The sequence below is a fragment of the Bacteroides nordii genome, from assembly GCF_019930665.1.
GTDB classification, from domain to species: domain Bacteria; phylum Bacteroidota; class Bacteroidia; order Bacteroidales; family Bacteroidaceae; genus Bacteroides; species Bacteroides nordii.
On the sequence record NZ_CP082886.1, the window covers coordinates 1,192,916 to 1,218,382 of the forward strand.

Consider the following 25,467-nt stretch of genomic DNA (forward strand, 5'->3'; position numbering starts at 1 on the left):
ATAAAAAATCAGCCAATATCCGTAATGCTGGCAGTTATATGTACCATGGTTGGATTTTACATTTTGATTGTATACTAATAGTTAACTTTGAGAGGGACGGTAGAAGCATTCGTGTTTTTCTTGCTATTTTAAATAAAGTTACTGCAGAAGTTTATTATTTTTTATGTATGTTTGCAAACATAATTATAAAAAAACGATGCAAACAAAGCACCTCTTTTGGGTTATTTGATGAAAAAACTACTGAAATATCTATTATTTGTTTTTTGTAACTTACTTTGGGTGAGTAGCACGGATGCTGCTGTCGATATGAAGGAGAATGCTATTTTACAGAAACAAATCATAGAGTCTTTTCGCAATAGTCTTGGTTTTAGTGTGTTGGAGGAAGGAGACAGTACAGTTATTTATAGTGATAGTCTGCTCTCTGTTCTTGAAAACAGTAAACAATATGATGCCTATTTTGAATTGTCCCGCATCATTATAAAATCTCAGGTACTTAAGGGGGAAACCCGGATGGCCATCGCACATAGTGATGTGATGTACTCAAAAGCCAAAGTACAAAATCATTTTTTAGGATTGGCTCTTTCTCTCAGCGCTATTGGTGAGGTGTATGCTGCTGTTGGAAGAAACAAAGAGGCAGGTGATGTTTATGAGCGTTCTTTAGAAATCTTCGAACGACACAAACTGGATGAGGGAATGAAGAAAACGTTGCTTGTGGAGCTGATCGAATATAATATTCGTATGGAGAATACAGGTGCTACTGCAAAATACCTTGGGCTACTGAGCCAGTATTCTACAGGTAAACAATCAGAGTTGGAACTGGATATCCTGCGCATCTTTAATGCTTATTATAAAACTCAAATCTGGAATTTGGAAGAAGCCGGGCAGTACCTGACCGAAGTACGGGAGCATCAGCAGAAACTAATACCCGCCCTTCAGCAGTATTTTATAGTTGCAGAGGCATTTTATCTGAAGAGAATGGGGAAATTAGAAGAAGCATTGAAGGCATACGACCGTTTTTTCAATCTGGAACATGCCAGTGATAATTACGCATTTTATGTCAGTACGATGAAAGGAAAAGCAGAGTTACTGGAAAAGATGGGACAAAAAGAAGAGGCTGCCAGCTTGTACAACACGATCTATTCTTATATAAACTCTGTGTTCAAGGCAAACTACCCTAAAGAAATAGATCAGCTTTGTGCCCGTTTTCAGGCAGACCAGCTGGCTTATCATATTGAGCGTGCCCGTACTCAATCTCTCCGTTATTATGTAATGGCTGTTGTGGGATGTGTATTGATACTGGCACTATTTATTTTTCTTAGCTGGAAGAAGATATTTCATTTGAGGCAATCAAAGAAGAAACTGGAAGATATGAAACTAAAAGCAGAAAATGCCATTCGTAAAAAGAATCTGTTTCTTTCTAACATGAGCCATGAAGTACGTACTCCTCTGAATGCAATTGTTGGCTTCTCTACACTGATGGCATCCGAGGAAATGGAAGTGGATGAGGTTTCCAGAAAGGAATTTTGTGAGATAATCAAGGTTAATTCTTATCAGTTGTTGAAGTTAATCAATGATATTATTGATTTCTCTGATTTTGATGGTGACAATATCAGTATGAATATCAGGGAATATGACGCCGTGAAGATTTGCCATGAAGTAATAGATACAGTTGCCGCTTCTTATCGGTTACAAGTTGAGCTACGCTTTGATACTCCGCTGAAATCTCTGATGATAGATACCGATGACTCCCGGCTGCGGCAGGTGCTCATCAATCTGATAGTGAATGCAACGAAGTTCACTTCCGAAGGCTCTATTGTCTTGCGGCTGGAACGATGGGACGATGACCGTAATATGGCTCTGTTTTCCGTGACGGATACAGGATGTGGTATTCCGATAGAGAAGCAGAAACTTATTTTCGAACGGTTTGAGAAACTGAATGATTTTGTACAAGGTACTGGATTGGGACTTTCTATCTGTCTGTTGATTATGAAGAGGTTCAAAGGCCGGATATGGATTGATGAAAGTTATACGAAGGGAGCGCGTTTCTGTTTTGTACATCCACTGAAAAGCGGAGCCGACTTATATACCGCAGGTTTATGAAAAGGTTGATATTTGTCTTATATATTACTCTTCTGCCATTGACCTTGTTTGCCGAAAATGATGCAAAGATAGTTTACCGTGACAGTATCTTGGCTGTGGCAGAACGTATACTTTCGGATACCGGCAGGATCTCTTATCTTCAGAAGACGGCTTATTGTCATCAATATCTTCCTTATAATAAGTATTTTGCAGCAGCCCTTTATGAGGAAGCAAAACTTCGAAAGAATCTCTTTTATGAAAATGAAGGAGCTTATTATATGGCCGGCTATTATGATAAAAAACACGATCCGGATAGTCTGGAGTACTGGGTAGGGCAACTGAAAGAACTTGCTTCCCAGGCAGGAGAATATGACTATTATCTGGAACGGAAAGCAGCCCTCAGTCGTGCACTGGCTTCTAAAAGGTTGATAGAAAAGGCGGTATATGTAGCCAAAGAAGTGTTGGACGAAGCTATTGAACGTAAGAGCAATAATGGGAAAATTGCCGCATACAATAGTCTGGGATGTGCTTATTCCGTATCTAGTCGTCATGAGCAGGGACTGGAGGTGCTTTTGAAAGCATATCGGGAGTTTACTCCTGATACAAAGCCCTTTCTGAAAGTAGATGTGCTTTCGCGTATCGCTCAGGTGTATGGGAGTAGAGGAGATGATAAATCAAGAATGGTTTATTTACGTAAAATGAAAAGTCTTCTGCAGGAAGTGATGACAAACGAACCGGAAGCACGGGATAATTGGACCGATCTGGCAATAGATTGTGAAGTGAAGCATGTGTTGCATTATATGGATCAAAAAGATTTTGAACAGGCTCAATTATATATTGAACGTGCACAAGCTTTGCTCAGTCCACATGTCGATTCGGTGTTCTGGCTGAATATACAGCTCATACGTCTCCAATATTTTTCGCGTACAAAAGAGTATGATAAGAGCATTGCTTTAGTGGATGAAGTTACTCCGATTGTATTGAAAAGTTATGTCTCTACATTTGGCAATCTGATCAGCCATAAAGCAGGCACCCAGCAGCGTAAGGGGGATATAGACGGAGCACTTGAAACGTGGCGTTATCTGATATGGGCACAAGACTCGCTGAATAATGCTTTTACTGCCAATGAGTTGCAGCAGGTAAAAGAGATTTATCATATAGATGAACTTCTTTTAGAGAAGCAGAAGATACGGAATACGAATTACATATGGGTGTTCGGTACATTGCTTGTACTCTCAATATTGGCTCTTTTGTTTTATATCTACACGCACTTCCTTTCCGGCAAGATAGCTTTGGCTGAACGGGCGGCAGCCGAAGCGGCAGCCCATTCCGAAGCGGATAACATGGCAAAAGAACGCTTGAAGATGGAAATTAGCCACGATGTTCGTACTCCATTAAATGCGGTAGTGGGGTTTGCAGAACTGTTGTCTGAATCCGAAGAACTTGACAAAGAAAGTAAACTGAGTTATGGGAAGATTATTCAGGAGAATGCAGAACAGTTATTAGGATACGTGAATAATATATTGGAGCTTTCACGGCTCGAATCCGGAAAGATACAGTATGAACAGGAACAGGTAGAGGCCATTTTGTTGTGTCGGAATATCATTCGGCTTGCCAATAGCCAGGAGCCCGGGGAGGATAGGATTGTTCTGAAAACAACTCTTGAAAGCCAGATGATTTGTACGGATAAGAAATGGCTGGTGTCATTGTTGCGCGGAGCATTGGCTCGTGGGGATAGTAATATGGCTTGTGAGACAATCGTTTGCATTGAGTGGGACAGAGAAGCAGACGTACTGGTTTTCCGTATAGCAGGCACCTTGTTGGCACAGGAAAATTTGAAAGACAAAAAGATATTGATCCGTAATGAGATTAATTCCCATTTTATTCGTTACTTTGGCGGTACTTATACAGTAAGTGCAGAAGCGGATGAAGGCCCGACAGTCATTTTTACTTGTCCGTTGTCTGCACCGGGTAATTGATTTATAATGTAGATATTTTGAATGATACGTATATTGCATACAGCCGACTGGCATCTGGGACAGACCTTTTTCGGTTATGACAGGGTGGAGGAGCATACGCACTTTCTCCAATGGTTGGTCCGTGAGTTAAAAGAAAACAAGATTGATGTATTATTGGTTGCGGGAGATGTCTTTGATGTTTCCAATCCTTCCGCGGCATCCCAACGTATGTTTTATCATTTTATACGGCAGGTGACGGAAGAGAATCCGAAGTTGCAGTTGGTAGTTGTGGCAGGCAATCATGATTCTGCTGCACGTCTTGAAGCACCCGTACCTTTGTTGCAGGAGATGCGTACGGAGATCAGAGGTATTGTCCGGAAACATGAAGGAGAGATTGACTATGATCATTTGATTGTAGAGTTAAAGAATAGTGAAGGAGAAGTAGAAGCCCTCTGTCTGGCGGTTCCTTTTTTGCGGCAGGGGGATTATCCGGTTGTTGCAACAGATGGTAATCCGTATGCCGAAGGTGTGAAAGAACTTTATGTCCGGTTACAGGAACGGGCGCTTCAACGGCGTAAGGACGGACAGGCTCTTGTGGCAGTGGGACATTTGCAAGCCACAGGTTCAGAAATTGCCGAACGTGATTTCAGTGAACGAACCATTATCGGAGGGTTAGAGTGCGTCTCTCCGGATACTTTTACAGAGCAGATTGCTTATACGGCCTTAGGACATATACACAAGTCTCAACGAGTGTCGGGCAGGGAGAATGTACGCTATGCCGGTAGCCCTTTGCCGATGTCTTTTGCAGAGAGGGAGTACCATCATGGAGTAGTGATAGTGACTCTTGCAGAAGGGTGGGCGGTAGAGATTGAGAAGCGGGAATACATTCCGCTGGTAGGTCTTTTGAGTGTACCGCGAGGAAAGGCTGCTACTCCCGAAGAGGTTTTGGAGGAGCTTGCACATTTGCCGTTGGCTTCGGAAGAGGCAGAGGGAGAACAAACAGAGAGAAGTTTACATTTTCCTTATTTAGAAATAAAAGTCCTTTTGACAGAGCCGGAACCAATGCTTCGTCAACAAATAGAAGAGGCTATTGCCGATAAGGCTGTTCGCCTGGCACGCATCGTATCTGTTTATCGGCAGGCAGAAGAGAACACCCTTGAAGAAGAGGTGTTAGCTGCCGGACTTCAGGAAATGAATCCGTTACAGATCGTGAAAGCGACTTTTGAAAATACATATCAATCTGAGATGCCGGAAGAACTGGAACGTTTGTTTCAGCAGGCGATGAGGGAGGCGGAATGAAAATACTAACAATACGACTTAAGAATCTGGCTTCTATCGAAGGGACTTTCGAGGTGGACTTCACTGTTGAACCTCTTCGGTCAGCTGGTATATTTGCAATTTCCGGTCCTACGGGAGCCGGGAAATCTACGATATTAGATGCTTTGTGTTTAGCTCTTTATGATAAGACACCCCGTTTCGCTGCTTCGGGAGAGAGCCTTTTTCTTTCGGATGTAGGAGAGAATCAGGTGAATCAGTCTGATGTAAAAAACATTCTTCGCCGTGGGACGGGAGAAGGATTTGCGGAGGTTGATTTTCTGGGGGCGACAGGACGGCGTTACCGTTCCCGTTGGTCTGTCCGGCGGGCACGCAGTAAGGCCACGGGTTCTTTACAACCTCAGTCGCTTCAGGTTACCGATCTGGATAAGGAAGAGGATTTGCAGGGTACAAAGACTGAGCTTCTGGCGCAACTGGTTTCTCTGGTCGGGCTTACCTACGAGCAGTTTACCCGTACGGTGTTGCTTGCCCAAAATGATTTTGCCACTTTTCTGAAATCCCGTGAATCCGCCAAAGCCGAATTGTTGGAGAAACTCACGGGTACTGAGATTTATTCCCGCATATCACGAGAGATATACACTCGTAGTAAAGCGGCTGATGAAGCAATGAATCTTCTCAAAAACAGTATCAGCCTTATTGAGCTTCTCCCGGAAGATGAATTACAAAATCTGCAAAAGGAGAAAGAACGATTGATTCAACTTCGCACAACAGGAACGAAGCGGCTTGCTGAGTTGAATGCACAATTCAATATTGTCCGTTCTCTTGTGGTGAAACAAGAGCAGCTCACTAAAAAGCAGCAGGAAGAATCTGTGGAAACAGAAAAACTAAAGAAACTCCACGAAGATCTGCTTGCACAGACTGGATATCTTGCCCATTTTCGGGAACAGTGGGAAGCCCTGCAACCCGAATTACTGAAAGCACGTGAACTGGATGTTCGTCTGCAAAGTTTGCACAATGATTACAAGCAATCTCAACAAACTTTGCAACTCACACAGAAACAGGTTGCTGATCTTGAGAAAAGGCATCACGTCAGTAGAGAGGCATTGAGCGCTTCTTGTAGTGCCATCAATCGCCTTTTGAAGAGTGAGGATGCATTCAATCCGTCTCTGTCCACAGATCTGGATCGGATAGAGCATATTCTCGTCCGCGAAGAGCAACAATTAGCCCTTCTTCAAAAGGAAAATGACGACCGTGTTTCCCGGCTTAATGCTTTTGGTATCCAGTCTGTAGGTGAGGAACAGAATAAACTTTTGCAAGAACAATCCCGCTTGCAACATGCTTTACAAGCCAGTATATTGCTGAATCAGTTGCGTGAAAAACAGAAAGTAATATCTTCAGAGCTTGATACTTTAACTCAGCAATTGGTTGCTAAACAGGAGCAAACTGCCTCTTTGCAACGACTTTATGAGAATGCCCGTATGGCTATGGGGAAAGATGTAGTGGCTTTGCGTCATGATCTGCGAGAGGGTGAAGCTTGTCCTGTTTGCGGCAGCCTTTCACACCCTTACGGGCAAGACAGAGAAATGGCAGATACGCTTTACCACTCCATAGAAAAAGAATACCGTATAGCTGTCGATGCCCATAAACTGCTCAATGACCGTTGTATAGCCCTTCAGCGCGATGTTCGTAATATTATTGCCCAAGAGAAAACTCAGGAGGAGGTACTTGCTGCTTATTCTGAAACAGAACGTACTCCGGAACATTTTGATACTTGTCTGAAAACATTGCGACAACGCTTACAGGAACTGGAGGATAGAATAAATCAGTATCAGCAACTATATGCAGAATGGCAGCAAAAGGATGAAGGATTGAAGAAGTTGCGCCACCATTGTGAATCGCTCCGTGAGGGAATCACCCGGTCCCGGTTATTGATGCAGCAAGCTGCTGCTATAGCCGAACAATTGGCTATGGTACAACAAACGGAAACGACACAACGCACCCATTTTAAAACAGTCAGTGAGCAGTTGCAGCAGTTACAGCAACAGCGTGCCACCCTTCTGAAAGGAAAACCGGCGGATGAAGCAGAGGCCGTGGTACGCCGTAAAGAGAAGGAGCTGAATGATGCGTTGGAATCGGCCCGTAAATCGGTGGAGCAGGTGCAAACCAATCTCTCAGGTATACAGGGAGAGCTAAAACAACTGTCCCGGAATATTCTTGAATTGAGTGAGCAGCAAAAACAGATTGAGAATCCTGAAACATTGTCCGAAGCAATTGCTGCGTGCCAGTCTGCCAATCAGGAAACAGAGCGTCGGCTATCGACAGTAGAAGCCTGTTTGTTACAGCAAGAGCAAAACAAGAAAAAACTGAAAGAGATAGAAGCAGAATGGAAAGAAAAACAGGCCGTTGCCGAGCAATGGGGGAAACTGAATAAACTGATTGGTAGTGCTGACGGAACAAAGTTTAAAGTAATTGCCCAGAGCTATACTCTCAACCTCTTGTTGCTTCATGCCAACAAACACTTATCTTATTTATCAAAGAGATATAAGCTCCAGCAAGTATCCGGAACACTGGCTTTACAAGTTATCGACTGCGATATGTGTGATGAAGTACGTACTGTTTATTCTCTTTCCGGAGGCGAATCCTTTCTCATTTCTCTGGCATTGGCACTGGGGCTTTCATCCCTGTCGAGCAACAATCTGAAAGTGGAATCTCTTTTTATTGACGAAGGTTTCGGATCACTGGATGCCGATAGTTTACGCACTGCTATGGAAGCATTGGAACAGTTGCAGATGCAGGGGCGAAAGATTGGAGTCATTTCGCATGTGCAGGAGATGAGCGAACGCATCTCCGTGCAGATACAACTACATAAATCGGTGAACGGGAAGAGTGAAATAGTGATTAGTTCAGTGTAATAACCGTTATTTCGGGCCATGCGCCGAAACGGAAAGGTAATCCGACAAATCCCAACCCTACGTTTACGTACAGGTTTCGCCCTTCTTCAGAATACATTCCGCTCCATTCCGGATAGACAAAAGAGGAAGGGGAGTGGTGTCCCAATGCCATTTGCATGGCATGTGTATGTCCTGCCAGCATCAGGTCTATTGGGGATTGAGGCAATACTTCCCGCCGCCAGTGTGTAGGGTTATGACTCAACAATAGCTGAAACATACCTTCGGTTCCCTGCATTGCCTTAGTCAGATCACCATGTTGTGAGAAGGGCGGTTCGCCTTCGTTTTCTACTCCAATCAGGGCGATACTGTCATTGCCCTGATGCAGGATAACATGTTCATTGTTCAACAATTTCCAACCCATTTCCGCCTCACGTTTTTTCAGATCGGCAAGATTCTCAACTTGCGCGCGTTGACTTTCCCATTTGTAGTACGGACCATAGTCGTGGTTTCCCAAGACAGAGTAGACACCATCTTTTGCATGTAGTCCGGATAGGATTTGCTGAAATCCGTCTAACTCTTTCGCCTGATTATTCACCAGGTCTCCGGTGAAAACAATCAAGTCCGGATGCTGGGCATTGACGAGATCAACCATACGTTGCAGTGCCCGTGCATTTCCTTCCCAGCTACCTATATGTATATCTGATAGTTGAACGATACGATATCCTTTGAAAGCTGGCGGCAGTTTAGAGGAGTAATAGGCAACCTCTTTCACTTCAAACTGAGTTTTACCAATCAGAGAACCGTACAGAATAACTCCTGCATTGATTACGGCGAGCACTAATCCGGCATATACAAACGGGGTTTTAGGCCAGTGCAACAGGTAATTGAATGGAAGCCCGATAACAGAACACAACATAAAGGTCAATTTGGGTAATGCGAACAGGAACAATACAACGGCAAACCAGCCGATCCCCCGCATGTGCTGACTTACGAAGTCTTCGGGAGTAAAGAATGTGAGACAGATAAGTCCTGCTAACAGGAAGAAGGAGGGAGCCCAATAAAGCACTTTTAAGACCGGATGAACCATCTGTCGCGCGATAAACATCTGGTAGATATAGATGTCTGGTAAAATAACTATTAGTGTTAGAAAAATAAAAATTCGTTGTAACATATGTATGATTATTGTTTTTGATACGAAAGTCTCCTCCGTTTTAATAAACAGAGAAGACTTTACTTTGTTAGAGAAAATAGAGAGTATGGTTTAAGTTAATTATTATCTTTCAATTCTTTTAACTCTCCGAGATTTTTCTTTATCTCGCGGAGTCGGTTCAGATTCTTACGATATATCCAAAGTGGGATGATGATACACACGGTCCATATAATGAAAAAGAAGATGATCATTCCGGTACCATGTTGCCACACCTCCCGATAAAAGAAAAAGAATACGGCCATAAATAAAATGAAACCTATTCCTATCATCCGTTCACGGATCACCCATCGGTGAATGCGGTTGAAGCGGGATATAACGGTCACAAGTGGTAATTCGTCAATCGAGGTGTTACTCAGATAGCGGGAACTAAACAAGTCCCATCCCAAAGCTGGCACCAATGCTATCAGGATAATCTGATAATAGATATCCGGGAATACCCCATCGTATATAAATGTAAACAGGAGTAATGCGATAATTGTCAGCGAAATAATACGTAGCCTTTTGTTTAGTCGACTCATTTCGTTGATGTTTTTCGTAGCATGATTAATGAGCTGGGATATTTCTTCATCTTTGACTAGTTTCTTATCTTTCAGATGTTCATCCAGTGCGTTCCATGATTTTTTAAGTTCATCCAGTTCCATATCTTATTCCTCCTTCTTCATTTTCTTAAGTTTGTCTTTAATTCGGCTTAGTTTGGTTGCAACATTTGTTACGGTGAGCCCAGTGATTTCAGCCATTTCTTCATAGCTTTTTTCTTCGAGATAAAGCAGTATGATAGACTTGTCGAGTTGCCCCAGTTGGTTTATCATCCGGTACAATTGCCTTAGCATTTCCTGGAGTGGGTCATTATCTTCGGTCATCCAGTCGGCTTCACGGCTCAGCGTTACAAACTCCGGTACATTTTTTTCTTTGCGGATAAAGCTGATACAAGTATTTAGTGCAATGCGGTATATCCAAGTTGATATTTTGCATTCCCTCCGAAATTTTGGATAAGCTCTCCAAAGATTGAGCACCACATCCTGGTAGAGGTCATTGAGTGTAGCATTGGGGGTAGTATAAAGGTAACATACCTTATATATGACCCGCTCATACTCCCGGATGACCGATAGGAATTCCTGTTCTACACTTTCGTTGACTTGCGTGGCTTTTGAATCCATTGGCTTTTTTCTCGATTGCTTTTTAGATTGTTAGTCGTTGGGGGATAAGAAAAATCACAGTGAGATATGCAAAGATAGGAAGTATTTTTATGAATGTTAGAATATATGCCTTTTATATTTTGATGACAAACTTAGTATTTTAACAGTGACTTAAAATGCATATTAACAGTGCGTTAAATACGTACTTTTGTGGTGTAAAAGTACGTACTTTCTTATGGCTTGATTATCAGCCTTATTCAACTAATCCTGTAAATTTGCTGCCAGGAACTTTCGCATTTCTTCTACTGATTTTCCCCGGCGGGTTGCGTAATTCAGTAACTGGTCTTCTCCGATTTTGCCAACAGAGAAGTATTCGGAAGCAGGATGTGCAAACATCAAACCACAGACAGAGGCATGCGGATACATGGCCCCGTTTTCTGTAAGTGATATACCGATTTGCCTCATATCTAAAAGCTCGTTGAGCAGAAAGTTTATTGACTGATCGGGGAGGGAAGGGTAACCTACAGCCGGGCGAATGCCTTGATACTTTTCTACGAGCAATTCGGGGATGGTCAGATTCTCTTCTTTGGCATATCCCCAGACTTCTTTGCGCACATATTCGTGCATCTTTTCTGTTGCAGCTTCTGCAAGGCGGTCGGAGAGGGTTTGTACAAGGAGGTGTTTATATGGATCTTTTTCATAAAGCCCTTCCATATCTGCATCGATTGTGGAGGCAAAAGCACCCACAGTGTCGGTTATGCCAGATGACAAGGGGCGGACAAAGTCACTCAGGCAAAGGAATGGACCTCCTTCGCGTTTTTTAGCTTGCTGGCGAAGCAGGGGAAAAGTAATGCCGTCCAGTATCAGGTTGTCATCCTGTGAATTTGCCTGGCAGAGCTTAAAGATTGTTTTTACTTCAAAATCTTCGTCCAGTAAGTTCAGCATCCGATTGGCTTCTTTGAAGAGTTGCATAGCTTCCGATGCCTTCGGGCGTTCTTCTTCCGGAAATGATGTTAGCCAGGAAGCACGGCAAACGTCGCACCCATGTATATCGGCTATCGCAGCAAAACGGGGTTGAAAGCCCCATGCATGAAAGAAGTAGATCCAATTGATATAGGGACTGACTTCGTGAATTTTATATGATACTATTGTTGACAAGTTTTTAATAATAAATGGTCGGTGAATAGTGATTAGTGAGTAGTGATAAGTGATTAGTACCATGCGGATCACAGCACAGCTACTGATCACTAATCACTAACCGTTTATCACTAATTTCTAAATCTTAATTCCTGTCCACGATAATTTTCGTCTACCGCTCCATCGGAATATAACAAATGTCCGTTGGCAAAAGTTTTTTCAACCTTCCAGCGGAAAGTATGTCCCTCTAACGGACTCCATTGGCATTTGCTAAGAATACACTCTTTATTTACAGTCCATTCGCTATTGGGGCGAACGAGTACCAAGTCGGCCTGATTGCCTGTCCGTATGTAGCCACGATTATGTATCTCGTATATTTCGGCAGGGGCATGGCACATTTTTTCTACTACCTTTTCAAGGGTAAATATGCCTTCATCTACCAGTTCTAACATACTTACAAGGGAGAATTGTATCATAGGCATGCCGGATGCTGCTTTTAAGGCACCTCCTTCTTTATCGGAGATCAGATGAGGAGCGTGGTCAGTGGCAATTGAATCAATAAGTCCGGAGTTTACAGCATCGCGCAGCGCATTTCGCTCTTTCTTTTTGATAGCAGGATTACACTTGATACGTGTGCCCAGTTCCTGATAGTCACTGGAAGCAAATAGCAGATGGGCAACGCATGCTTCGGCCGTTATTCGTTTCTCTGATAATGGAATGTTCTCGAACAGTTGCAACTCTTTAGAAGTAGAGATGTGCAGTATATGCAGACGGGCATCGGCTATACGCGCCAGTCGAACAGCAAGCTCGGAAGACTGATAACAGGCTTCCGACGAACGGATATTGGGATGATACTTTAGCGGTACATCGCCATCTGCTCCGTATTTTTCCAGATATTTGACTGTATTGTCTTTGATGATAGATTGATCTTCACAGTGGGTGGCAATCAGCAGATCGGTTCCGTTGAATATATTCAGCAGGCTGGCCATCTTGTCCACCAGCATATTGCCGGTACTCGAACCCATGAATAACTTGACACCGCATACACGGTGCTTGTCCAGTTGTTCGAGCAGAGGATAGTTGTTGTTGGTAGCGCCAAAATAACAGGAGTAGTTTACAGAACACTTTTCAGCCAGATGGTCGAGTTTGGCGTTCAGGGCGTCCAATGTTGTTGTTTGCGGACTGGTATTAGGCATATCCATGATAGATGTTACTCCGCCGGCTGCTGCTGCCCGGCTTTCGGTGATGATATCTGCTTTGTGAGTTAATCCCGGATCACGGAAATGAACATGACCGTCGATAACTCCGGGCAGTAGATAGCATCCTGTTGCATCGATTGTTTCGTCACAAGGAATGGAAGGCTCTTGATTTTCAACCAATATTTCCGCTATCTTTTCTCCTTCTATAATCACCGAAGCGGGTACTTGAAGCCCTTCGTTTACAATGATTGCATTCTTTATAAGTGTTCTTTTCATCTGAAATCTACAATTTTAAATTACCCATAAGACTTTGTCGTTCACGGTTTGTTGTTTCCCACTTTTTGGGGATACTTATGAAACCAACTGTTTAGTTTCAGCTTGATTACTCCAAATACAGCTTCGCCAAAAATACTACCGTTCATTTTGGAGGTACCTAACTCCCGGTTGATAAAGATGACGGGTACTTCGATTATTTTGAATCCGCATTTATAAGCCGTGAACTTCATTTCTATCTGAAAGGCATATCCTTTAAAGCGGATATTGTCCAAGTCTATGGTTTGGAGTACACAGCGTCGGTAACATTTGAACCCGGCAGTGGTATCGTGTACCGGTATTCCGGTTATGAACCGGACATATTTGGATGCGAAGTATGACATAAGGACACGTCCCATAGGCCAGTTTACTACATTTACTCCACTGACATAACGCGAACCGATTGCCACATCGCCTCCTTCTTCTGCACAGGCTTTATACAAGCGGGGCAGATCTTGCGGATTGTGACTAAAGTCGGCATCCATCTCGAAGATATATTCATAATGGTGGGCAAGCGCCCATTTGAAACCTGCAATATAAGCAGTCCCCAATCCGAGTTTACCTTTGCGCTCCAACATGAACAGACGTTCGGGGAACTCCTCTTGCAGTTTTTTCACGATGGCGGCTGTTCCATCCGGTGAACCGTCTTCGATGACGAGAATATGGAACTCCTTTTCCAGCCCGAAAACAGCACGGATAATATTCTCTATATTTTCCCGCTCGTTGTAGGTTGGTATGATAACAATGCTGTCCGATGGTGTGTGCATAATCGTATCTGTATTTGCAGACAAATGTAACGCTTTTCCGTTACTTACCGAAAATAGTGTATCAAAACTAAGGATAATTTAGTACTTTTGCGAGGATTTTCACCACAGAGAGCACAATTATCTTACAAGGGTTCTATTTTTTCTTAAAACTCAGTGGGACTCTTTGGCTCCTTTGGCGAGTTAAAAACAGGAACAATGACTATCACCGAACTGCAACAACAATACGCCTTTCATCCCAACGTGACTGTTATGTGTCAATTGCTGAAAGACGTTTCTGTAAATCACATTTTTTGTGGAGGATTGTGCGCTTCTTCTGCTTCGCTTTTTTCGTCAGCGTTGGTACAGAAAAGTCCGTCTCCTTTTGTGTTTATTTTGGGCGATCTGGAGGAAGCCGGTTATTTTTATCATGACCTGACACAGGTGTTGGGAGGAGAGCAGGTGCTTTTTTTCCCTTCTTCTTTTCGCCGTGCCATCAAGTATGGTCAGAAGGATGCAGCCAATGAGATATTACGTACCGAGGTGCTCAGCCGTTTGCAGAAAGGAGAAAAGGGTTTGTGCATTGTTACCTATCCCGATGCATTGGCGGAGAAAGTCGTTTCGCAGGAAGAACTGGACGATAAGACTCTTAAGCTGAACGTAGGTGAACATGTTGATTCCGGTTTTATTACGGAGGTATTGCATAGCTACGGTTTCGAATACGTAGATTATGTTTATGAACCGGGACAATATGCTGTACGCGGTAGTATCATTGATGTTTTTTCTTTTGCATCGGAGTATCCTTATCGTATCGATTTCTTTGGAGACGAAGTAGAGAGTATCCGCACATTTGAGGTCGATACACAGCTGTCGCGTGAGAAGAAAAATAGCATTGTTATCGTTCCGGATCTGGCGCTGGCAGGGGCGATGTCTTCTTCATTCCTTGATTTTATCCCGAAAGATACGATATTGGCCATGCGTGATTTCCTTTGGTTGCGTGAACGTATTCAGACCGTTCATGATGAGGCATTGACTCCGCAGGCACTTGCAGTACAGGAAGCCGAAGATAATGGGGGGATTAAGCTTGAAGGGGCATTAATTGATGGTGCCAAATTTACCGTTCGCGCTCTTGATTTCCGAAGGATGGAGTTTGGCAACAAGCCTACCGGAACACCGGATGCTACGATTGAGTTTGAGACAACGGCACAACCTATTTTTCATAAGAATTTCGATCTGGTAGCTGCTTCTTTCAGAGAATATCGTGAGAAGGGCTATTCACTTTATATCTGTAGTGACAGCAGGAAACAGACTGAACGTATACGGGCTATTTTTGAAGACAGAGGTGACGAGATACCTTTTATTGCAGTAGAGCGTACTCTGCATGAAGGTTTTGCCGATGATGCCTTGCGTCTGTGTATCTTTACAGATCATCAGTTGTTCGACCGTTTTCATAAATACAACCTTAAAAGTGATAAAGCCCGTTCGGGAAAAGTAGCTCTTTCGCTCAAAGAGCTTAACCAGTTTACCCCTGGTGACTATGTGGTGCATACCGATCACGGCGTGGGGCGTTTTTCAGGATTGGTACGTATCCCTAACGGTGATACCACCCAGGAAGTCATGAAATTGGTGTATCAGAACGAGGATGTGGTTTTTGTGTCTATCCATTCGTTGCACAAAGTATCGAAGTACAAAGGTAAAGAGGGGGAAGCTCCCCGCCTGAATAAATTAGGTACGGGTGCCTGGGAGAAGCTAAAGGAACGTACTAAAACTAAGATTAAAGATATTGCGCGCGATTTGATTCTGCTTTATTCAAAGCGCCGTGAAGAAAAGGGATTTGCCTATAGTCCCGATAGCTTTCTGCAACGTGAGTTGGAGGCTTCTTTTATTTATGAAGATACACCCGACCAGAGTAAGGCTACTGCCGAGGTGAAGGCAGATATGGAACGTGACCGCCCGATGGATCGCCTTGTTTGTGGGGATGTGGGGTTTGGAAAGACAGAAGTGGCTATCCGTGCTGCCTTTAAGGCAGTGGCCGATAATAAACAGGTGGCAGTACTGGTACCTACTACCGTGTTGGCTTATCAGCACTTTCAAACCTTTCGCGAACGACTGAAAGGACTCCCCTGTAAAGTGGAGTACCTGAGCCGTGCCCGTACTGCCGCACAAACGAAAGCGGTACTTAAAGGACTTAAAGAAGGAGAAGTGGGTATCCTTATCGGTACGCACCGTATCCTGGGTAAGGATGTGCATTTCAAAGATTTGGGCCTGTTGGTCATTGACGAAGAGCAGAAATTTGGTGTATCGGTAAAGGAGAAACTACGCCAACTGAAAGTGAACGTAGATACGCTGACTATGACGGCAACGCCTATCCCGCGCACGCTCCAGTTTTCGCTGATGGGAGCACGTGATCTGAGTGTGATATCTACCCCGCCGCCCAACCGTTATCCCATACAAACGGAACTGCATACTTTTAATGAAGAGATTATAACCGATGCTATTAACTTCGAAATGAGCCGCAACGGACAGGTGTTTTTTGTAAACAACCGTATAGCGAATCTGCCGGAACTGAAAGCCATGATACAACGGCATATTCCGGATTGCCGCATCGCTATCGGACACGGGCAAATGGAGCCTGCCGATCTGGAACAGATTATCCTCGACTTTGTAAATTATGATTATGATGTGTTGCTTGCCACTACGATTATCGAGAGTGGAATTGACATCCCTAATGCTAATACCATCATCATAAACCAGGCGCAGAATTTTGGTTTGAGTGATCTTCACCAGATGCGCGGGCGTGTGGGACGTAGTAACAAGAAGGCATTCTGTTATCTGCTTGCTCCTCCGCTTTCGTCACTTACTCCTGAGGGGAGGAGACGATTGCAGGCTATCGAAAATTTCTCCGATCTGGGGAGTGGCATCCACATTGCCATGCAGGATCTTGATATCCGTGGTGCAGGAAATATGCTGGGGGCGGAACAAAGTGGTTTCATTGCCGACTTAGGATATGAGACGTATCAGAAAATCCTTTCAGAGGCCGTGTATGAGTTGAAGACAGACGAGTTTGCCGAGTTGTATGCCAACGAGATAAAAGGTGAAGGAGCTGTCAGTGGCGAGCAGTTTGTAGATGAGTGCCAGGTAGAGAGTGACCTGGAGTTGTTGTTGCCTGCCAACTATGTCACAGGAAGTAGTGAACGCATGTTGCTGTATCGCGAGTTGGACGGATTGACTCTGGACAAAGATGTGGAGGCTTTTCGTTCGCGGCTTGAAGACCGCTTTGGCCCTGTGCCTTCCGAAACGGAAGAACTGCTCCGTATCGTTCCGCTTCGTCGCCTTGCAGCCCGTCTGGGAGCAGAAAAGGTATTCCTTAAAGCAGGGCGTATGACGTTGTTTTTCGTATCCAATCCGGACAGCCCATTCTATCAGAGCCAGGCTTTTGGTAAGGTGATAGATTATATGATGAAGTACACCCGTCGTTGCGATTTGCGCGAACAGAACGGACGCCGTTCGATGGTAATAAAAGATATCCCGAATGTAGAGACTGCCGTGAGTATATTGCAGGAAATGGTGGCTTTACCGGTGAAACAGGAAGAATAAACCTACCCGTGTCTGTGTGCCTTGTAGAGCCTGTTTGGAGAGTACGCCTTGCCTGCAAACAGGCAAGGCGTATTCTCCATGCAGGCAAGGCGTGTACTGCAAGCAGCATAGTATGATACTGTATTTTATCTCTTTCCGTACAATTTATCTATCAGGTCCTGGCGTCCGATGCGCCGCAATTCGTTGATGATATTCCGGCGCTCTTCCGGTTTGTACCAGAAGAAGAACTGGCGCTGTGCCAGTTTCTCTCGTTGTGTTTTGGCACTGAATATCGGTTCCAGTGTATAGGGGTGGAATCCGGTGTACCATGCTTCTGTTGCAACGGTCATCGGGGTAGGGGTGAAGTCCTGTACCTGCTCCAGATGAAAGTCCAGTCGTTTGGTGATGATGGCCAACTCAGCCATGTCTTCTTCCTCGCAGCCCGGATGGCTGGAGATGAAGTAAGGGATGAGTTGCTGTCGCAGGTTTTTCTCGGTGTTGATGCGGTCGAATATCTTTTTAAACTCTCCGAACTGGCTGAACGAGGGCTTGCGCATAATATTGAGAACGCGGTCGCTGGTATGTTCCGGTGCAACTTTCAGTCGTCCGCTAACATGCTTCTCGATCAGTTCGCGGGTATATTCATTGGTACTGCGATTTACTGCAGGGTCTTTACTTTGATGCAGTAGCAGGTCATAGCGTACCCCGCTGCCGATAAATGATTTCTTAATGCCCGGCAGTGCATCTACTGCATGATAGATATCAAGCAGGGGACGGTGGTCTGTATTCAGATTCGGACATATTTTGGGATGGATACATGACGGGCGTTTACACTTCCGGCAGACTGTTTCGTCTTTTCCTCCCATCTTATACATATTGGCCGAAGGACCTCCCAGATCACTGAGATAGCCTTTGAAGTCCGGCAACTGCATCACCTCTTTTACTTCTTTGAGAATGGAATCCTTGCTGCGGCTTACGATGAATTTGCCCTGGTGTGCCGAAATGGTACAAAAGGCACAACCTCCGAAGCATCCCCGGTGGATGTTTACCGAGAACTTAATCATATCATAGGCGGGGATACGCTTTCCTTTATACTTGGGATGCGGCAGGCGGGTATAGGGTAGGTTGAACGAGTGGTCCAGTTCCTCCTGCGTCATGGGCGGATAAGGCGGATTGACTACTACGACCTGCTTTCCTACAACTTGCAGGATGCGCGCAGCGGCATATTTATTCGACTCCTCTTCGATGTGGCGGAAGTTAGCGGCCTGCTTTTTCTTGTCTTTCAGGCATTCTTCGTGTGAGTAAAGTTCGATGTCATCTTCCGCACGGGTTACGTCTTCCGTATTGTTTCGTAAATAAGCTGTTTGCAGTAGGTCGGCCGGCATCTCATGGGTGGTTTGCAGTCGTTTGCAAAGGTCGGCGATAGGCTTCTCTCCCATGCCATAGATGAGCAGGTCGGCACCACTGTCACACAGGATACTTTTTTGTATTTTATCCTGCCAATAGTCATAATGACTCAACCGGCGTAAGCTTGCTTCGATGCCACCCAGTACAACGGGAACATCCGGGTATAGCTTTTTCAGTATCTGGCTGTATACAATCGAAGGGTATTCGGGACGCATATCCGGGCGTCCGTCCGGGGTATAGGCATCTTCACTGCGAAGGCGTTTATTGGCAGTATATTTGTTTACCATAGAATCCATACATCCTGCCGAAATGCCAAAAAACAGACGGGGGCGTCCCAGCTTCTTAAAGTCGCGTAGATCATCGCGCCAGTTAGGTTGGGGGATAATGGCTACCCGCAATCCCTGTGCTTCGAGAATGCGGCCAATCACAGCCGGCCCGAAGGAGGGGTGGTCTACATAGGCATCTCCACTGAATAGGATGACATCGAGTTCATTCCATCCGCGCAGTTCTACTTCTTTCTTGGTGGTGGGCAGCCAGTCGGTAAGTCGGTATTCTTTCATGCTGCAAAGATACGGATAATTTATAACTGCACATTTATTTTATATGAAAGGATTCCATAAATCGGGTGGCGGCAGGGTAGTTCGTTCTTACTCCACGTTGCAGTGCGACCATCAGAATATATATCTTACGATTTTTTAGAAACATGTGATAAAGAAGGGTCTCGGTTGTATTACCACTTTGTACCGTGATGGCTATTCCTTGTAGATTGTCTCTTTGGATTTCTTCTTTCTTTATTAACTTCCCGTTAGAAGTACTTACCATCGAGTGAACGAAATGCTGCAATAATAAATTCATAGTTTCGGCTGACATCGTTTCCGGAATGGTTTCTGAAAGAAGTGCCTCTGATAGTTTATAATAACTCACTGAGTCTTCATATTGATACATCTTGATGGTTTTTTCCTCTTCTCCAATCCAGATAGTTACCTCTTCTTCTTTTTGGGGAGTTGGGGCATATGCTTCTATTGCATATATCATTTCGGGTTCCGGATTATCTATTTTATATACTTCGGGTGGATAAGGAAAAAGGATGCTACAACTTAAACTATCAAGACTGATTTTCTGTATCTCTTTGATATAGTTGTCGATGTAAAAACTCTGAATAAACTTTAGGCGTTCGTAGTTGAATCCCTGGTCTTTTTTACAGTGTATCTCTGACGTATATACTTTGTTCTTGCTATATCCAATAAGGAAAAGAATATATTCTCCATTGATGTTTTTCAAAGTATATTGTGTAATAGGAACTCCTCCTTTGGGAAAGATATTTTTGTCCATGAGTTCCAGATTGCTTCCATGCAGCTTTTGGGTGATAAGTTGCATCTCCTTCTTTTCTGCATATCCAGAATCAGATGGGTTTGTTGTTTCCCAGATACTGATGAGGTAAGATTTATTGGGATGTTCTTCTTCCTCTACTATATTTTCAAAACGATAGTTCTTTTCCTCACCGTTTAATTTAGTAGTGGCTGTGGGTTGTTGGTAAAAAGAGGCGCTAATCCCTAATTTCTCTATCTGAATAGTATGCCACTCTCTATCATCCTGCGCTTTTATGGTAACGGATGTAATGAAGGAGAACAAAGTTAATAGACAAGTCAGTGATTTCGTGTGTTTCATAGATAGTTAAGATTGAATTAATGCACTGATAAAGCAGAAGATGAACCAACCGCATACGGCAACTTTCAGTACAGTGCCCATTAAGAATCCCACAAAAGCTCCGAATCCGGCTTTGAGGGCGTGATGTGTCTCTTTTCCTCCTAATAACTCTCCTATAAATGCTCCGGCAAACGGACCGATGATAACACCCCAGGGAGGAAACAGGAAAAGTCCTGCGAAAGTACCGATAATACAACCCCAGTTACCCCAGCTGGTACCACCAAACCGTTTCACCCCGAACATCGGGATAAAATAATCGAGCACCTGAATAGCTATAACGAGGAGTAGCCACAAGAAAAGTTGAGTTATTGTGAATTGTACTTTGTCGGTGAAGTGAAGCAATACCAGAGCCAGATAGGCGATGGGCGGACCCGGAAGCATTGGGACGATGCACCCTATCAGTCCTGCCAACAGGCAGATGCTTCCTATGATAATGAGGAGAATATCCATCCGGTTAACCGATTCGTTTGATAATAGAGATGAACTCTTCGTTTGTCATGCCGAAGCTTTGTTCGCGGTAGTTTACGAAATCTTCCAGATAGTCACTGGCTATGGCATCCATAATGTCTTTTCCGTCAAGGCCAAGTTCGTCGAGCATGAAACGTATGAGGCCCTGATAGGCACGAATGGTTTTCATTCGTTGGTCAGCAGCCGGCACAGCCATCATCTGGCACTGGTGCTCATTGCGGGCAATAAGATAAACGGTAGCGTAGAACTTGTCTATACTACCATATATACTGTTGATTTTCCGGGTGGCTGATCCCGGTAATTCCTTTAATTTCTGTTGTACTTCACTCATGTTTAATGCGGTTTGGGATATGTTTCACCACAGAGGACACAGAGGGCACAGAGACTATATTACTTTAAATATATTTTAAAACTCTGTGCTCTCTGTGTCCTCTGTGGTGAAAGCTTATGTTTGTACGATAAACTGCAAAGTCATTTGTTCGCTACCATAGATTTCGCGAAAACCGATGCCTTGTTCCGATAAGTACTCTTTCAAGTCCTGAAATGCGTCGGCATTATCCATAATAATCTTCACTGTTTCGCCGGGTTGGGCGCTACATATGGCTTTTATAGCCGGGATTAACGGACTGTAAGCAGTCGTTCCACGAGTGTCGGCGGTAATCATGACTCTTCCTCTTCTGCTTCCTGGGAGTTAAACCAGGTAAGGTATAGTTTAATAAGCTGTTGCAGGCCGAATGCCTTCATGTTATTGTGATAAATCACGTCTATGCAGAGATCGAGCAGGTCCTTGCTGTCTTCTTCCTGGCTGGCGATAAGCGAACGGACGTTCAGTTTAAGTTTATCAAGAACAGCTTCGTCTACAATACCATTACTGTCAATCAGGTGACGGAAGAGGGCATATTTTTCAATGGTTTTCAGGTTTTCTTCGGAAACTTCCATGCTGCGTGTGCCGCTGGGATTTGCTTGTATGGTATACATAATGTTTTTATTTTAGAGGTTAATGATAGGGACAAAGATAGAACTTTTCGCGAGAGATTGAACAAATAGGGGGGAAATTAATTAAAAAAGTGATTAGTGAATAGTGATAAGTGAATCAGTAGTTGGCTATTGAGTTCAAAACTGAATAGAAACGAGCTAAATGGCTTTGTATTTTCTATGGCACACGGATGAGGCGGATAAAACGGATGACAACGGATCTTTTTATTTTATTCACTGATAATCAAGGAAAAAGAAAATCTGATCCGTTGTCATCGTTTTATCCGCCTCATCCGTGTGCCATAGAAATAGAACGCAGTTTGATTTAAATCCGTTCAGAAAGAAACAAAAATAACTCTTAACTGATTTCAACTACTGATTCGCATTAATCACTAATCACTATTTATTATTCACTAAAAAAGTTAAGTATTGCTGCCATAACCATTGCCCGGTCTTTGTCCGATTCAATGCTTTCGAAGGGGAAGCCCATAACAAATGTGCGGTAATTCCCTTTGTAGGCAATACCTGCACTTTGGTTATCCGGACTATATGTGAATACGGAAAAGGCAGGTGCTACGGGGACTATACAATCCGGTGCAGTCACCGCATACCTGTTTTCATTGGGTAGGCGGGGAATGGAAATAGTACGTCCCAGTCCGTTGATCTGTCCGGACAGGCTGTTGCGTAGTGAACTTTGATAGCCATATTTCAGCACTTTTTGTGTGAACTCCCGGTTACCTTGCGAAGTATTCATATCACTTCCAGGATAAGAGCCGCTGACGAGAATGTTACCTCCCGATTGGCAGTAAGCCGTAATGATCCGTTGCATAGGCGAGGAGAATGTTTTGTAATATGCCCGGTTGACGGGATCTTCCTTTTCCAGTCCCAGGATATAGTCCACAATGGGATATTCTTCCAATTGTACCCGTCCGTTTTCTACAGCCTCATCACTACATGATACAAAACTATAGTGTCCTGCTGCCTGAATTGCTTTACCATGAATAAATGGATAGTCAAATGTGTTTCCAATGATTTTCATTCCTTCCAGTTCGTTGCCACTATGCCCCAGACTGCCTTTCCCTTCTTTGCCGGCTTGTTTCCGGTCGAATCCGATTTGTGCCCCACTCAGGGAGATGTTGTATAAATAGGGTACGCCAGGATCTTCTTCCAGATCAAACCCTGCGCTGGTAGGTGTGTTGATGATAGCCGGACCGCTCAGACGGTCGAAACCATTGATGATAAGTATTTTCCCTTTTTCATCTTTTGCTTTATAGGCCGATAATATCTCTGAGGGGAAACTTTCGCCACCACGGTTGACTGCTGTGACTTTGAATGAATACACAAGGCCCGGCTCTATTTTTAGGGTATAGGAAGGGTGGCTCACCAGTACACCATTGTCGAAGCCGCCGTAGCCGATGCGGGTATATACTATATATTCACGTGGAGTGGCAGTTGGTTCCAGCGGATCGTTTTCTCCTTGCCAGGAGAGTTCGAGGGTGTTTTTTTTCTTTCCGAACTGAAGGGCGAAGTTGCTTACAGGAAGCGGTTGTACAACATAGTCCTTTCCGTGTTGGCTGCTCACAAAGCGGAGTACACCTTTGTAAATAGCACGCCCTACGGTGAACTTGAAGTTAGGGTCGTGCCCCAGTTGCATATCCGCAAAATTCTGGTGTGATAGTAGTTCTACGATCGTAGAGGGTACAGACGGCAAGCGTGTTTCGCTATAATTGCGATTCCACATGCTACGCCGGGTCCAGGGGATATTGTAGGTAGTGCGGATGTCCCGTTGCAACTGTGTCAATAAGATATCTGCCAGATCACGCGAGGCATAGCGGTCCATGCCTGTGTTCAGCAAGCCGTTATTGAAATCGGTGGTATATATGCCTAATGAGCCGATTATTTCGTCTGTTTTACTATATCCGGCATCACTGTGCAGGGCCAAGGTCATTTCCAACGGTACTCCCAATCCCTTTTCTTTGGGGTTGAACACTGAACCGCCGGACAGATAATTGAGTGTATTGGAGCGTGCATTGATATCATCGGCATAATCATTTTCTCCTTTTCGTCCACCATATATTTCATACGGCATACCTGCCCATTGAACAGAATAACGTGCTCCTTCCAGATAGCGCGGAAGTCCGCTGACGGTTCCGCCTCGTGAGATATTTCCCATACCTCCTCCAAAACGTACTGCATCCGCACACACGACGCCATTCTCTTTGCTCTCATTGCTGAGTACCACCATGCCATAATCATTATTGCCTTTGTCGAACTCAAAAGTCCCCAGATATACCCAGGTACCTCCGCCTATCTGCTGGTTCACATTAAATTCGGTAGCTCCTCCTTTATGAAACACAATGTATTTGGCATCACTTACGCTGTTAGGTAGCGTCTGATAGGATACATATACTGCATAGTTACCCGTTTGTGGGATGGTCGGAATCCATTCTGCAAAGGCTTTGTTCTTTTTCTTTTCTGTACGGGCATAGCGTGCAGTACCGTCCAAAAAAGGATTCTCTCCATCTTTATAGATACGTTTTTTAGATGCAAATCCTTTTCCACCTACTGTTTCCCAACGGGCCTTGCGACTTTTCATTTCCAGATAGATAGAACCGTTTTTCGTGTCGTTATCAACAATTACTTCGTTCTTCTGTGTATCCCGTTCGCGTGGAGTGAAAACGTTGGCACCTGCGTTTTCCAACATCGGGATAACATAGGGCAGGATAAACGATTGTGTAAAAAGGTCTTCTGTTGTACAAAACAGCCGGGGACGTTGCCAGCTCCATTCTCCATTTTCATTCTTGAAATACTGTCCATGGCTCTGCCAGAGAGCAATGTGTCGGTTTTGCAGTCCACGGGATATTTCGTATGGGCGCGATGTATTTGTCACCCAGGGCGCTCCCTTATAGTCAGTATTCAATGAAAGCCGGGTTTTGTCCTTTTTCTTTTTGCGGTAGGCATTAGGGATAAGGTCCTCTATGGGTCTGCCATCGGCGTATATCGTAACATCGAAAAAACGTACCGGACCAGGGAGAATATTTTCTACCTGATTATAAATAGACTCAACAGTTTCGGGTAGAAAGGGCTGATAAGCAAAACTTTCTGAAGCCTGTATTGTGAGTTGCTTTCGGTCAAAGTCAATTTCTACACTTTGTAGTGTGGGTTGTTTTATTTTTGCAGAGGCAGAGGTGTAGCTGTTGAAGTATTCATTCAGCCGATCTTCTACTGTTTTTTCGATAGCTTGCGCAAAGAGTAAATTGGTTCCTACAATAAGTGATAGCAGGAATAGGTATAGCTTTCTCATAAACTTCAATTATTACGGTTTATCACAGAGGAGAACACGGAGTATTATTCGGAGTATTATTTATCTGATTGAAACGTAGATTAACGCAGA

At 44.1% G+C, this 25,467-nt stretch carries 18 protein-coding genes; 5 read left to right on the top strand and 13 right to left on the bottom strand.

Annotated elements, in window-relative coordinates:
• The first annotated feature begins 228 nt into the window (after positions 1-228).
• Genes K8P02_RS04510 through K8P02_RS04525 form a run of 4 tightly spaced genes read left to right on the top strand, consistent with a single transcriptional unit; the run spans position 229 to position 8,224 of the window.
• Entirely contained in the window at positions 229-2,100 is a 1,872-nt protein-coding gene (locus K8P02_RS04510; RefSeq protein ID WP_002561752.1) for a tetratricopeptide repeat-containing sensor histidine kinase, read from the top strand.
• Positions 2,097-4,058 carry an ATP-binding protein gene (locus K8P02_RS04515; RefSeq protein ID WP_002561751.1) on the top strand — a complete coding sequence of 654 codons (1,962 nt, stop codon included), beginning with the start codon at positions 2,097-2,099 and terminating at the stop codon, positions 4,056-4,058. Before K8P02_RS04510 ends, K8P02_RS04515 begins: the two co-directional genes overlap by 4 nt.
• 21 nt (positions 4,059-4,079) lie before the next feature.
• Positions 4,080-5,336, top strand: a complete 1,257-nt coding sequence (locus K8P02_RS04520) for an exonuclease SbcCD subunit D (protein WP_025868151.1) — start codon at positions 4,080-4,082, stop codon at positions 5,334-5,336.
• A complete protein-coding gene (locus K8P02_RS04525; protein ID WP_025868152.1) occupies positions 5,333-8,224 on the top strand; it encodes an AAA family ATPase in 2,892 nt (963 codons plus the stop codon). Before K8P02_RS04520 ends, K8P02_RS04525 begins: the two co-directional genes overlap by 4 nt.
• On the opposite strand, the gene K8P02_RS04530 is transcribed toward K8P02_RS04525, so the two are convergent.
• The 6 genes from K8P02_RS04530 to K8P02_RS04555 form a co-directional block, all read right to left on the bottom strand.
• Positions 8,211-9,374 carry a metallophosphoesterase gene (locus tag K8P02_RS04530; RefSeq protein WP_025868153.1) on the bottom strand — a complete coding sequence of 388 codons (1,164 nt, stop codon included), beginning with the start codon at positions 9,372-9,374 and terminating at the stop codon, positions 8,211-8,213. The two genes, K8P02_RS04525 and K8P02_RS04530, sit on opposite strands and share 14 nt — an antisense overlap.
• Positions 9,375-9,469: 95 nt before the next feature.
• Positions 9,470-10,054 (bottom strand): hypothetical protein, encoded by a 585-nt coding sequence (locus K8P02_RS04535; RefSeq protein ID WP_007484939.1) that lies wholly within the window; start codon positions 10,052-10,054, stop codon positions 9,470-9,472.
• 3 nt (positions 10,055-10,057) lie between these two features.
• Complete coding sequence (locus tag K8P02_RS04540) at positions 10,058-10,570, bottom strand: RNA polymerase sigma factor (protein WP_002561746.1); 513 nt, start codon at positions 10,568-10,570, stop codon at positions 10,058-10,060.
• Positions 10,571-10,810: 240 nt separating this feature from the next.
• Entirely contained in the window at positions 10,811-11,707 is an 897-nt protein-coding gene (locus K8P02_RS04545; RefSeq protein WP_223382071.1) for a vitamin B12 dependent-methionine synthase activation domain-containing protein, read from the bottom strand.
• A 110-nt stretch (positions 11,708-11,817) separates the two neighbouring features.
• Positions 11,818-13,161: a dihydroorotase gene (locus K8P02_RS04550; RefSeq protein ID WP_007484943.1), complete on the bottom strand. Its 1,344-nt coding sequence runs from the start codon at positions 13,159-13,161 to the stop codon at positions 11,818-11,820.
• Positions 13,162-13,202: 41 nt separating this feature from the next.
• On the bottom strand, positions 13,203-13,964 hold the full coding sequence (locus tag K8P02_RS04555; RefSeq protein ID WP_025868154.1) for a polyprenol monophosphomannose synthase: 762 nt from the start codon (positions 13,962-13,964) through the stop codon (positions 13,203-13,205).
• Between the two features lie 195 nt (positions 13,965-14,159).
• On the opposite strand from K8P02_RS04555, the gene mfd reads away from it, so the two are divergent.
• Positions 14,160-17,537: a transcription-repair coupling factor gene (gene mfd, locus K8P02_RS04560; RefSeq protein WP_195450208.1), complete on the top strand. Its 3,378-nt coding sequence runs from the start codon at positions 14,160-14,162 to the stop codon at positions 17,535-17,537.
• A 125-nt stretch (positions 17,538-17,662) separates the two neighbouring features.
• Here mfd and K8P02_RS04565 read toward each other — a convergent pair whose 3' ends face one another.
• The 7 genes from K8P02_RS04565 to K8P02_RS04595 all read right to left on the bottom strand — a co-directional run bounded on the left by K8P02_RS04565 (position 17,663) and on the right by K8P02_RS04595 (position 25,377).
• On the bottom strand, positions 17,663-19,483 hold the full coding sequence (locus K8P02_RS04565; RefSeq protein ID WP_025868155.1) for a YgiQ family radical SAM protein: 1,821 nt from the start codon (positions 19,481-19,483) through the stop codon (positions 17,663-17,665).
• Between the two features lie 34 nt (positions 19,484-19,517).
• A complete protein-coding gene (locus K8P02_RS04570; RefSeq protein ID WP_155921485.1) occupies positions 19,518-20,591 on the bottom strand; it encodes a hypothetical protein in 1,074 nt (357 codons plus the stop codon).
• A gap of 6 nt (positions 20,592-20,597) precedes the next feature.
• Entirely contained in the window at positions 20,598-21,080 is a 483-nt protein-coding gene (locus K8P02_RS04575; protein WP_025868157.1) for a DUF456 domain-containing protein, read from the bottom strand.
• A gap of 4 nt (positions 21,081-21,084) precedes the next feature.
• On the bottom strand, positions 21,085-21,429 hold the full coding sequence (locus K8P02_RS04580; RefSeq protein WP_007484949.1) for a hypothetical protein: 345 nt from the start codon (positions 21,427-21,429) through the stop codon (positions 21,085-21,087).
• Between the two features lie 114 nt (positions 21,430-21,543).
• Complete coding sequence (locus K8P02_RS04585) at positions 21,544-21,762, bottom strand: sulfurtransferase TusA family protein (protein ID WP_002561720.1); 219 nt, start codon at positions 21,760-21,762, stop codon at positions 21,544-21,546.
• Positions 21,759-22,076 carry a hypothetical protein gene (locus K8P02_RS04590; protein ID WP_002561719.1) on the bottom strand — a complete coding sequence of 106 codons (318 nt, stop codon included), beginning with the start codon at positions 22,074-22,076 and terminating at the stop codon, positions 21,759-21,761. Before K8P02_RS04590 ends, K8P02_RS04585 begins: the two co-directional genes overlap by 4 nt.
• A 403-nt stretch (positions 22,077-22,479) precedes the next feature.
• On the bottom strand, positions 22,480-25,377 hold the full coding sequence (locus K8P02_RS04595; protein ID WP_223382073.1) for a golvesin C-terminal-like domain-containing protein: 2,898 nt from the start codon (positions 25,375-25,377) through the stop codon (positions 22,480-22,482).
• Between the last annotated feature and the right edge of the window lie 90 nt (positions 25,378-25,467).

Excerpts from the sequence above, each read along its gene's own strand:
- K8P02_RS04510 (WP_002561752.1), top strand. The coding sequence starts at position 229 with ATGAAAAAACTACTGAAATATCTATTATTTGTTTTTTGTAACTTACTT.
- K8P02_RS04515 (WP_002561751.1), top strand. The coding sequence starts at position 2,097 with ATGAAAAGGTTGATATTTGTCTTATATATTACTCTTCTGCCATTGACC.
- K8P02_RS04520 (WP_025868151.1), top strand. The coding sequence starts at position 4,080 with ATGATACGTATATTGCATACAGCCGACTGGCATCTGGGACAGACCTTT.
- K8P02_RS04525 (WP_025868152.1), top strand. The coding sequence starts at position 5,333 with ATGAAAATACTAACAATACGACTTAAGAATCTGGCTTCTATCGAAGGG.
- K8P02_RS04530 (WP_025868153.1), bottom strand. The coding sequence starts at position 9,374 with ATGTTACAACGAATTTTTATTTTTCTAACACTAATAGTTATTTTACCA.
- K8P02_RS04535 (WP_007484939.1), bottom strand. The coding sequence starts at position 10,054 with ATGGAACTGGATGAACTTAAAAAATCATGGAACGCACTGGATGAACAT.
- K8P02_RS04540 (WP_002561746.1), bottom strand. The coding sequence starts at position 10,570 with ATGGATTCAAAAGCCACGCAAGTCAACGAAAGTGTAGAACAGGAATTC.
- K8P02_RS04550 (WP_007484943.1), bottom strand. The coding sequence starts at position 13,161 with ATGAAAAGAACACTTATAAAGAATGCAATCATTGTAAACGAAGGGCTT.
- K8P02_RS04555 (WP_025868154.1), bottom strand. The coding sequence starts at position 13,964 with ATGCACACACCATCGGACAGCATTGTTATCATACCAACCTACAACGAG.
- mfd (WP_195450208.1), top strand. The coding sequence starts at position 14,160 with ATGACTATCACCGAACTGCAACAACAATACGCCTTTCATCCCAACGTG.
- K8P02_RS04565 (WP_025868155.1), bottom strand. The coding sequence starts at position 19,483 with ATGAAAGAATACCGACTTACCGACTGGCTGCCCACCACCAAGAAAGAA.
- K8P02_RS04570 (WP_155921485.1), bottom strand. The coding sequence starts at position 20,591 with ATGAAACACACGAAATCACTGACTTGTCTATTAACTTTGTTCTCCTTC.
- K8P02_RS04575 (WP_025868157.1), bottom strand. The coding sequence starts at position 21,080 with ATGGATATTCTCCTCATTATCATAGGAAGCATCTGCCTGTTGGCAGGA.
- K8P02_RS04580 (WP_007484949.1), bottom strand. The coding sequence starts at position 21,429 with ATGAGTGAAGTACAACAGAAATTAAAGGAATTACCGGGATCAGCCACC.
- K8P02_RS04585 (WP_002561720.1), bottom strand. The coding sequence starts at position 21,762 with ATGATTACCGCCGACACTCGTGGAACGACTGCTTACAGTCCGTTAATC.
- K8P02_RS04590 (WP_002561719.1), bottom strand. The coding sequence starts at position 22,076 with ATGTATACCATACAAGCAAATCCCAGCGGCACACGCAGCATGGAAGTT.
- K8P02_RS04595 (WP_223382073.1), bottom strand. The coding sequence starts at position 25,377 with ATGAGAAAGCTATACCTATTCCTGCTATCACTTATTGTAGGAACCAAT.